The organism is Methylobacterium tarhaniae (genome assembly GCF_001043955.1).
Lineage (GTDB): Bacteria > Pseudomonadota > Alphaproteobacteria > Rhizobiales > Beijerinckiaceae > Methylobacterium > Methylobacterium tarhaniae.
This window is the reverse complement of record NZ_LABZ01000126.1, coordinates 11,587-22,353: the sequence shown is the minus strand read 5'-3', so window position 1 is coordinate 22,353 and position 10,767 is coordinate 11,587. Positions and strand designations below refer to the sequence as shown.

Below are 10,767 nucleotides of genomic sequence, written 5' to 3'. Positions count from 1 at the left end.
CTACGCGGCGAGCGGCCCGGCTTGCACCTATCGTCCGGGGAGTCGCCTGATGGACAGCGTCCGATCCCGCAGGGATGACAACGGCCCGTATGTCGAGGCGGGGGGCGAGGGGCCGCCCTGCCGGATCGAGCCGTCCTACGGGACGTGCGAGCCGGTGGCGGTCATCGGTCTGGCTTGCCGGTTTCCGGGCGCGCCCGACAGCGACGCCTACTGGCGCAACCTCGTCGCGGGCGTCGAGAGCAGCCGCCGCTTCACGCGCGAGGAACTCGGCGCGGCGGGTGTTCCGCCGGCCGTCGCCGACCGCGCCAACTACGTCAACGTCGCCGCCGTGATCGACGACGTCGAGGCGTTCGACGCACCGCTTTTTGGCTATGCGCGCCAGGAAGCGGAGATCCTCGACCCGCAGCAGCGGCTATTCCTGCAGATTGCGTGGCACGCGCTCGAACATGCCGGCTACGCGCCGCGCCACGTGCCCCACAAGACCGGTGTGTTCGGGGCGGCGCGCCTGAGTACCTATCCCGGCCGGGACCGGATGGCGCTCGGCGTGTCGACCGCGTCCGGGCTACAGGCCTTGCTCGGCAACGACAAGGACTACCTCGCCACGCGCGTCGCCTAAAAGCTGAACCTGAAGGGGCCGGCGCTCACGGTGCAGACGGCCTGCTCCAGCTCGCTCGTGGCCGTCCACATGGCCTGCGAGAGCCTGCGCTCGGGCGAGTGCGACATGGCGCTCGCCGGGGGCGCGGCGATCTCCTTTCCCACCGAGGTCGGCTATCTCCACCAGCCCGGGATGATCTTCTCGCCCGACGGGCGATGCCGGCCGTTCGACGCGGGCGCGCAGGGCACCTACGGTGGCCACGGCGTCGGCGCAGTGACGCTGCGCCGGCTCGACGACGCGCTGCGCGACGGCGACCCGATTTTGGCCGTGCTGCGCGGCAGCGCGATCAACAACGACGGCAGCCTCAAGGTCGGATTCACCGCACCCTCCGTTCTTGGCCAGCGCGAGGTCGTGCGCGAGGCGATGCTGGTGGCCGACGTCACGCCCGCCGACATCGGCATGATCGAGGCGCACGGCACCGCGACGCCGCTCGGGGACCCGATCGAGGTCGAGGCGTTGGCCGCGGCCTTCGCGGAGCGCGGGACCGGGCCGGTCTGGCTCGGCTCGGTCAAGGGCAATTTCGGCCATCTCGACACGGCCGCCGGCATCGCCAGCCTCATCAAGGCGGTGCTGGCCGTCCACCACGGGACGATCCCACCGAGCCTCGGCTTCGCGCGCCCCAACCCGGCGCTGAAGCTGGAGCGGACGCCCTTTACGGTCCCGACGCGGGCACAAAACTGGCCGCAGGCTGTGCGGACGGCCGGCGTGTCGGCCTTTGGCCTGGGCGGGACGAACTGCCACGTCGTGGTGCAGTCCGCTCCGCTCCAGCCGCAGGTACCCTCGCGGGAGCCGGTCGCGACGGCCGGCCTCCTGGTGTCCGCCGCGACGGGGGATGCGCTGAGGACGCTGGCCGCCGCATACGCGGCTGAGTTGCGCCGGGGCGCCGACCCGGTGCAACTTGCCGCCACGGCCTGCCACGGGCGCGAGCGTGATCTCGGCCACCGCCTCGCGGTACCAGTCGGCGCGGACACGGCGGCGGCGCTGGAGGCCTTCGCGGCGGGAATCGACCATCCTCTGGCCTGTGCGGGGCAGGGGCCGGCGCGCGCGCTCTGGCTGTTCGGCGGGCAGGGCACGCAGTGGGAGGGCATGGGCGAGGAGCTGTAGCGCACCTCGGCGGCCTTCGCGCGCGGCCTCGACCTGTGCTGCGATCTCGTCGCGCCGCATCTCGACCTGCCGCTGCGTGACGTCATGGCCGGACGCCACCCCGGGGCGCTGGCCGACATGCGCTACACGCAGCCTGCGGTCGTCGCCTTCCAGATCGCCATGGCGGCGTTCTGGCGCGACCTCGGCCTCGCACCGGACCTCGTGCTCGGCCACTCGGTGGGCGAGTACGCCGCCGCGGTGGTCGCCGGCATCCTACCCGCCGAGATCGCGATGCCCCTCGTCGTCGAGCGGGGCCGCCTGATGCAGGCGCACGGGGCGAACGGGGCCATGCTGACCGCGTTCGCCGACGAGGACACCCTGCGCCCGCTGCTGGACCGGGCGGACCTGGACGTCGCCGCCTACAACGATGCGGGCCACCTCGTCCTATCGGGCCGCGCGACAGCCATCCGGTCGCTGGCGGACGCGCTGGACGCGCACGGCGTGCGCCACAACCTGCTCGCGGTCGAGGGCGCGGCCCATTCCGCCCTGCTGGATCCGATGCTCGACGTCTTCGAGCAGGCTGCCGCGCGGGTTGAGGCAGCGAGGCCAGCCGCGACCTCTCCGACCTACCTGTCGGGCCTGCTCGGCCGAGCGGTCGATGCGGCGGATCTTTGCACACGCGGCTACTGGCGCCGGCACGTGCGCGAACCCGTCCGGTTCGGGCAGGCGCTCCGGTGCGCGATCGAGGGTGGCACGACCTTCGGCCTGGAACTCGGCGCCGAAGCGCCGCTCTCCGGCATCGGTCGCCGCGCTTATCCGGGGTACCGGTGGATCGCCAGCGCGCGCCGGCAGCAGTCGAGCGCGGAGTGCCTCCAGGCAGCCTACCTCCAGCTCTACGCGGCGGGCGCCGACCTGCCGTGGCAGCGCATCTGGCCGGGTCGCGCGCCCCGGTGCCGGGCGCCGCTCTACCCGTTCTCGACCGAGCGCTTCACATGCCCGCCCGCTCCTGCGGCGACGGACACCCCGCCGGCGGCTGCCGACGCGGGCGGCGCGCTCGACGCCGGCCGCGCGGTCGCCGTCCGAGCGGGGAAAGCCCTCGACCTGCCGCGTCTGGCCGCGCTCTACGCCTGCGTCGTCCCGCTCCACGCGATCTACGTGGACGCGATGGTGCGGGCCTGCGTCGGGGACCGGATCGAGGCGGGCGTGTCTGCGGCCGAAATCCTGCGCGGGGGCCGCCTCCTGCCGCGCTACTGGCAGCTCCTGGTCCGGCTCCTCAACGCTTGCGTGGAAGACGGCTACTACCGGCGCGACGGCGATCTGTTCGGCGCGGCGCGCCCCGTCCCGCACGAGGCGCGCGCACGGCTCACCGAGGAACTTCGCGGCTATTGCGAGGGGCTCGACGTCATCGCCGACACGGTGACGTCGGCCGGCACGCAGCTGCACGCCATGATGCGTGGCGCGGTCGAGCCCGTCGGCGTGATCTTCCCGGCCTCGGCATCCCAGGGCGTCGAGGTCCTCTATCAGGACTTCAGCTTCGGCCGCTACTTCAACCAGATCGCCGCCGGCGTGGTGGCCGGCCTCGCCCGGGACCACCGCGAGCCCCACTTCGACGTCCTGGAGGTCGGCGGCGGCACCGGCGGCACGACGGCTTGGCTGCTGCCCGAGCTGACCCACCGGCCGGGCGTGCGCTACGACTTCACCGACATCTCGCCGATCTTCACGCGGCGCGCGGCCGACAAGTTCGCGGCCTACGACTTCGTCGCCTACCGCGAATTCGACCTGCAGCGTGACGCGCAGGACCAGGGCTTCGCGCCGGCCGGCTACGACCTCATCGTGGCGGCCAACGTGATCCACGCGACGCAGCATGTCGGGCGCACCCTGCGTGCCCTGCGCGGGCTGCTCAAGCCGGGTGGGCACCTGGTGATGCGTGAGATCACGCGGCCGATGCGCCTGTTCGACTTCGTGTTCGGCCCGTTGGTCGCGCCTCTGCTCGACCTGCCGGACCGCGGCGGCGAGCTCTTCCTCGACACGGCGCGCTGGGAGGCCGCCTGTCGCGGCGCCGGCTTCTCGACCGTCGCGTGGCTGCCGGACGACGGCACCGCGACCGCGCGGATCAGCGAGCACGTGATCGTCGCCGGCACGGCTGCGCCTTCCGGAAGGGTCGGTCGGGTCGGTCGGGACAGCGGGCACCCCGTCCTGGGTCGGGTCGTCGGCAGCGGCGCCTACCTCGCCGACTGGTCGGACGACCTCGACGACGCGGCGTGGCAGGACCGGCTCCGGCAGGCGGCCGAGGAACTCACGCGGCGCCACGGCGCGGGCGCGGGCGTGCCCGCATGGCCCGCTAAGCTGGAGCGACCGCCGGGCTCCGGCGAGGTGCGCCTGACGTGGCGGCCGGGGTTGTTCGGCAAGGCCCATATCGACATCGAGACAGCGCATGCCGGGGACTGGCAGCTCGTGGCGCGCGCAGGACCCACCGCACGGTTCGCGACAGCGCCGCTGCCCACGCCCGCGCCCGGCACCACCTACCGCTGGCGCTGGCGGCCTGTCGCCACGTCGCGCTCCACGACGGCGTGGCGGCCTGTCGGCGCGGATCCCGAGACGCAACGCGCGTGGGGCGCGGCCGGGATCGTTCTCGACGCGGGCGCCGACGCGCGGCTGATCGTTCCCTTCGGGAATAACCTGGCCGAACGGGCGACCGACGTCCTGCACGCGCTCGGGCTGTCGCCGCGGCGGGCCGTCGTGCTCACGCGCGGCGCCTGGCACGCGGGCTCCGCCGTCGATCCGGCGCAGCGCGCGCTCTGGGGCCTCCTGCGCGTCGCCGGAACTGAGCATCCCGGTGCCGAGATCGGCGCGATAGACCTCGCTGTCGATGCCGACACAAGCGATCTGGCCGTCGGCCTGGCGGCGATCGAGGCCGGGGAGCGGTGGGTCGCGGTACGCGACGGCGTCGCGCAGGCGCAGGAGTTGGCCGTCGATCCGAGCGCGCAGCCGGGCATGCCGCCCGACAGCCTGCACACCGTCCGCTGGCACGTGGTGACGGGCGGGTTCGGCGGCCTCGGGCGCGCGAGCGTCGCCTGGCTCGTCCGACTGGGCGCCGAGCGGGTGGCGATCCTGGCCCCGCGCGCCGACGAAGGCGCCCGCGCCTGGCGCGCCGACCTCGAGAGGGCGGCGGGTGCGACGATCCGATGGCTCGCCTGCGACGTCGCCAGTCCCGACGACCTAGGTTTGGCGTTGCGGACCCTGGAGGCGGAGGGCGGCATCGCGGGCATCCTGCACGCGGCGGGCACGCTCGACGACGCACCTCTCGCCGATCTGAGCGTGCCGCGCATCGAGCGGGTCCTGTCCGTCAAAGCCGACGCCGCGGAGATTCTCGTCGCGCACTTGGAGCGAGAGCGGCGCGAGGGCTACCTCGTGCTCTATTCGTCGGCCGCCGCCGCGCTCGGCGCGCGGGGTCAGGGAGCCCACGCACTGGCCAGCGCCCATCTCGACGGGCTGGCCGAGCGGGCACGGACCTCGGGGCTGGCGGTCGTCTCCGTCGCCTGGGGCGCCTGGGGCGAGATCGGGCGGGCGTCGACGCCCGCGCTCCGGCAGCGCCTCGCGGCCGAGGGCATGGGTGTGCTCACGACCGGCGAGGGGCTGTGGCACCTCGAACAGGCGCTGCTCGGCGCCCCGGCCTACCGGCTGGCGATGCGCGTCGACCTGCCGGAGAGCGACGGGCGCCGACGTCTCCTGGCGCAGACGCCGCGTCCGCAGGCCGCCCCGCCGGACCCGGATCGGGCGACGCCGGTCGCACGGGCGGAGAGCCCCGCGCAGCCCCACGCTCCCGACTTGACCGGCGACGGCGAGACCGACGCACCGGTCCTGCGGGACTGGCTCGCGCGTCGCATCCGGGCGCAGCTGCGCCTGGACGCTTTCGTCGCGATCGACGCGGACCAGGACCTGCTGCGGCTCGGCCTCGACTCCCTGCTCTTCCTGGAACTGTCCGCAGAGGTCGAGCGCGCGCTGGGCGTCCGCCTCAACGCCGCGCGCGCCTACGAGGCGATGACCGTCGCTGGGCTGACCGCGCTCATCCTGTCGGAGCGTGCACCGTCGGAGACCCCCTCGCGGGTGGAGCCCGCCGAACCGGCGGCGATGGCGAGCACGGACGCGCGAGCGCGGTTCGAGCCGTTCCCCCTGACCCCGATCCAGCACGCCTACTGGCTCGGACGCACGGACGTCATCGACTTCGGGGGCATCGCCTGTCACGTCGTCTTCGAGTGGGACAAGACCGTCGCGGATTGCGATCCCGACGCGCTGGAGCGGGCCTGGAACGCGGTCGTGCGGCGCCACGACATGCTGCGCGCCACGATCGGTGAGGACGGCTTCCAGTCCGTCGCGGCCCAGGTGCCGGACTACCAATTCACCCGCAGCGACCTGCGCGGGCTGCCGCCCGCCGAGGCGGAGGACCGCCTCGGCGCCACGCGGGAGAGGCTGTCGCGCGACGTGACGCCGGCGGAGCGGTGGCCGCTCTTCGAGGTCGTCATCAGCCGCCGGGACGAGGCGCGCTACCGCCTGCACATGAAGCTCGATCTGCTGCTGTTCGACGTGCAGAGCTTCAAGGTCCTGTTCGACGATCTGGCCACCGCCTATTCCGGGCAGGCGCTCGCGCCGCTCGACTTCACCTTCCGCGACTACGTCCTGCACCAGCTCGCCGCGCGCGAGCGGCAACCCTGGCGCGCGGCTTGGCGCTACTGGCTCGACCGGATCGAGACGCTGCCGCCCGCTCCGCAACTCGCGCTCGCCGAGGGCGGGCCGGCGTCCCGCCCCCGGGTGACCACGCGCCAGGGACGAGTGCCGGAACCGGTTTGGACCCGACTGAAGGCAGGCTGGCAGGCGTGGGGCGTGACGCCCTCGGCCGCGCTGCTGACGCTGTTCGCGATCGTCCTCGAACGGGCGTGCCGGCGGCCGGACTTCACGCTCAACCTCACCTTCTTCAACCGGCGGCCGGTCCATCCGGACGTGCCGCAGCTCATCGGGGACTTCACCTCCGTCCTCCTCGTCGAGTTCGAGCCTGGATCCGGCGAGGGCCTGCGGGAGCGCATGGAGGCAACGCAGGCTCGTCTCTGGCGGCACCTGGCCAACAGCGACGTCAACGGGGTCGACGTGCTGCGCGAGCTCGGGCGCCGCCACGGCGTCGCGGGTCGCCCGCTGATGCCGGTGGTGTTCACGAGCATGCTCGGCATGACCCTCGACGGGATGTCGATCGACCGGGCGATGACGCGCCTGCTCGGCGAGCCGGTCTGCGTCCTCACGCAGACGCCGCAGGTTTGGATCGACCATCAGGTGATGGAGGAGGACGGCGGCCTCCTGTTCCACTGGTACTGCATGGACGCGGTGCTGGCCCCAGGCCTCGCCGACGCGCTGTTCCGGGACTACGAGCGGCTGCTGGACGCGCTGGCGAGCGAGTCCGACAGCGTGGGACTGCCGGCGATATTGCCCGCGCGCCGCGCGCATCCGGAGGCTGCCGGGCCCGGTCTCGACTGGCGCGACCTGGAAGCGGTGCTCGGTACCTATCCTGGCATCAAGGGCGCCCTGATCGAGGCGCGCGCGGACGGGCCTGCCGTCGCGTGGCTCCGCATCGATCCGCATCACGACGCGCCGGCCCGGCTGCACTCGATCGACGTCGACACCGCGTCGCTGCCCGTCCTGGACGCCGGCCAGCGGGCCGAGGTCGAGGCCGTCTGGCAGGCCCTCGAGGCGCGCGCGCTGCACGGTATCTGGGCGACGCTTCAGCGCCACGGTCTCTTCGCCGCCGAGGGGCAGCGTTCGACACACCGCGAGGTCTGCGAGCGCGTGGGCGCCACCGCGACCACCGAGCGCCTGCTGCGGCAGTGGCTCGATCACCTCTGCACCCGCCGCCTCCTGCGGCGCGAGGACAAGAGCTATGTCCGGACCGATACGCCCCGGCCGGAGCGATCGGCATTCCCGAACGACGGCCCGGACTGGGGACGGGCGCTCTTCCGCTTCACCGATCGCAGCATCGAGGCGCACGACGCGCTGATGCGCGGCGAGCGCTCGGCGCTGGAGATCTTCTTCGACGCCGAGGCGGGCGGCGAGCAGGCGCTCTACCGCGCCCATCCCGTCCCCGATTGCCTCAGCCGGGCGGCCGCCGAGATCTTGCGGCAGCTCGCTCACGGGCGCAGCGGCCTCACGGTCCTCGAAGTCGGCGCCGGGACAGGCGCCACGACGCGGGCGGTCCTTCCCGCGATCCGCGGCGCGCTCGCCCGATACGTCTTCACCGACGTCTCGACGCTCTTCCTCGACGACGCGCGCAAGCTCTTCCCGGACGAGCCGGCCCTGCGCTTGGCGATCCTCGATATCAACGCGGCGCCGGACTTCGCCGCTCATCCCGAAGTCGGATACGACATCGTCCTGGCCGTCAACGTGCTGCACGACGCGACCGACGTCGTCCGGTCGCTGCGGCGCCTGCGCGGGCTGCTCAGCCCCGACGGCGTGCTCCTCGTGGTCGAGGCGACCGAGCGGGACAGCACCTTCCAGCTCGCCACCGTCGGGTTCATCGAGGGCCTCAACGCCTTCGACGACTTCCGCGTGGAGGACGGCAAGGCGATGCTCGACGTCGGCCAGTGGCGCCGCGTCCTCGACGAGAGCGGCTACGCGCTGCACCTGACTTGGCCGCCGCAGGCGCAGGGCGATTGGCGCCAGACCCTGTTCGTGGCCACGCCCCGGGCGTCCGCCCGCCCGAGCCTCGCGGGGCTCGCCGACCACCTGCGGGCGATCTGGACCGGCCCGCTGCCCGCGCTCGACCCGCGGCTGTGCGAGCACCTGCCCCGGCCCTCGGCCGGCCGGCCGGCTTCCGAACGGCCGACCGTTGCTCCCGACCTCCCGGCCGGCCTGCGGCGGGCGGACGTAGAGCGTGTCGTGTCGGAGGTCTGGTCCGGCCTGCTATCGCGCCCGATCGACGCGACGAGCGACTTCTTCGCCAGCGGCGGCGACAGCTTGGTCGCGACGCGGATGATCGCGATGCTGAAGGGCCGTGGCTTCCCGCAAGCCGGCCTCAGGCACGCCTTCGAGCACCCTCGCCTGGCCGAGTTCTGCGCGGCGATCGCGGCGGCCGAGCCGGAGCGTAACGACCGGCTTCGGACCCTGTCGACGGGGGGCGACCCTGTCGAAGTCTACGCCTTCCACGGCTCCGACGGGGGCGTCGACCCCTACCTCTCCCTCGCGAGGGCGCTCGACTGCACCGTCCACGGGCTCGCGGCCGAGCCGTCGGTGTCGGCGCCGTCGCTGGCCCTGCTCGCCCGCCGCTACGTCGCGGCCATCCGACGGCGCAGGCCGAAAGGGCCCTACCACCTCCTGGGCTGGTCCTACGGGGCGTTCCTGGCCGCCGAGGCGGCCGCCGCCCTGCACGCGGACGGCCAGACCGTGCGGCTCGTTCTGCTCGACCCGGTCAGCCGCGCCGACTTCCGCTACGAGGATCGCGCCGGCCTGCTGCGCCTCCTGTGCGAGGGCCGGACGCGGGTCGCGCTGCCCGCGGACTTCGACAGCCTGCCCGCACAGTCGCAGTTCGACGTCTTCTTGGAGCGTGCGAAATCGGCCGGCGCCTGGCCCGAACTTCCCGACCTGGCGGACACGGAGGTGGCGATCGCGCGGATCGACGCGCTGCTGGGACTGCTCGGGACCGCCTCGAGTGCCGCTGTGAGGGTCCCTTGCCTGTGGCTGTCAGCGGTGCGCCGTCCCGCCCACTGGCGGCCGGCGGCCGAGGAGTGGGGCGAGCGCCTGCCGTTCGCGACCCGGCAGGATATCGACGCCGACCACTGGCAACTCGTCCTTGACCGGGAGACCTGCGCGCGGGTCGCCGAGCGCTGGCAACGATGGCGCTTCGAGCAAAGGGAGTCGGACACATGATCGAGCCGCGGCGTCTGCTCATCGTCGGCGCGAAGTTCGGCGAAATCTACCTGAATGCCTTCATGCAGGGGCAGGCGGCCGGCGCGCACGGCGCGTGGGAGCTGGCCGGCCTGCTGGCCAACGGCAGCCCCCGGTCGCGGGCGCTTGCGCACGCCTTCGGCATCCCGCTTTTCACGGCCCTCGACGAGCTGCCCTCCGGCATCGACGCGGCCTGCGTGGTCGTTCGCTCGACCAGCGTCGGCGGTGCCGGGACATGGCTCGCCGAGGGCCTGCTGGAGCGCGGCATCCACGTCGTCCAGGAGCATCCCGTCCACCCCGACGAGATCGCGCGGCTGCAATCGACGGCGGGCGGGCGAGGCCTCGTCTACTGGGTCAACAGCTTCTACCCGTGGTGTCCGGCCGGCCGGGTGTGGGTCGACCGGGCCCGGCGCGTCCGCGACCTCTGCCAGGGGGCTCTCCCGACCTTCGCCGAGATCGCGACGAGCCGCCAGCTCCTCTACTCGAGTCTCGACCTGCTCCTGCAGGCGACTGGCTGCGACCCGGATCGCGTCGCCCCACGGCGGCTTGCGGCCGGTATGCGCGCCTTCGACGCGATCGAGCTCCCGCTGGAGGGGAGCACCGCGCTGCTGCGGCTGCAGACTTACATGGACCCGTCCGATCCCGATCTGTCTAGTCTCGTCATGCACCGCATGAGCCTCGGCTGGGACGCCGGCTACCTGTCGCTCGAGGCCAGCCACGGCCCGGTGACCTGGACGCCCGCGCTGCATCTGGAAGGCCACCGGAGCGACACGCGCAGCCTCTACGGCCGCGCGGCGCTGCCGGAGGAGGGCCGGGCCCTGGCCTTGCCGACCTCCGTCGTCCTGCGCGGGGCGGCGCCCGACTGGGCGACCGCCTTCGAGGTCGAGAGCCCCGCGGGCATCGGCCTGATCCTTGACCGCCTCGCTGCGCATCTCGACGGTGAGAGCCCCGGCCGCGGCCTGGAGTTGGATTATCAGCTCGCCCTGTCGCGCCTCTGGCAGCGCACGCAGCGCTGCGCCGGCCCCCCGCAGGAGCGGCGCCTGCCTGCGCCGGCGGCCGTCGATCCCCGCGACCTGCTCGCCGACGACCCGAGGCCGTTCCCGTGA

At 73.4% G+C, this 10,767-nt stretch carries 3 protein-coding genes and 2 pseudogenes; all 5 read left to right on the top strand.

Annotated elements, in window-relative coordinates; all coding sequences use genetic code 11:
• Window positions 1-49: 49 nt before the first annotated feature.
• Window positions 50-883, top strand: a pseudogene (locus tag VQ03_RS31080) (beta-ketoacyl synthase N-terminal-like domain-containing protein); the annotation flags it as partial.
• Complete coding sequence (locus VQ03_RS31075) at window positions 869-1,759, top strand: ketoacyl-synthetase C-terminal extension domain-containing protein (protein ID WP_245292121.1); 891 nt, start codon at window positions 869-871, stop codon at window positions 1,757-1,759. The pseudogene VQ03_RS31080 and the gene VQ03_RS31075, both read left to right, overlap by 15 nt.
• A gap of 15 nt (window positions 1,760-1,774) precedes the next feature.
• Window positions 1,775-2,536, top strand: a pseudogene (locus VQ03_RS35065) (acyltransferase domain-containing protein); the annotation flags it as partial.
• 366 nt (window positions 2,537-2,902) lie between these two features.
• A complete protein-coding gene (locus VQ03_RS17985; RefSeq protein WP_342586468.1) occupies window positions 2,903-9,643 on the top strand; it encodes an SDR family NAD(P)-dependent oxidoreductase in 6,741 nt (2,246 codons plus the stop codon).
• The gene (locus VQ03_RS17980; RefSeq protein ID WP_048452268.1) at window positions 9,640-10,767 is read left to right on the top strand and encodes a Gfo/Idh/MocA family oxidoreductase; all 1,128 of its coding nucleotides are present in this window, start codon (window positions 9,640-9,642) and stop codon (window positions 10,765-10,767) included. The genes VQ03_RS17985 and VQ03_RS17980 overlap by 4 nt, the downstream gene beginning before the upstream one ends.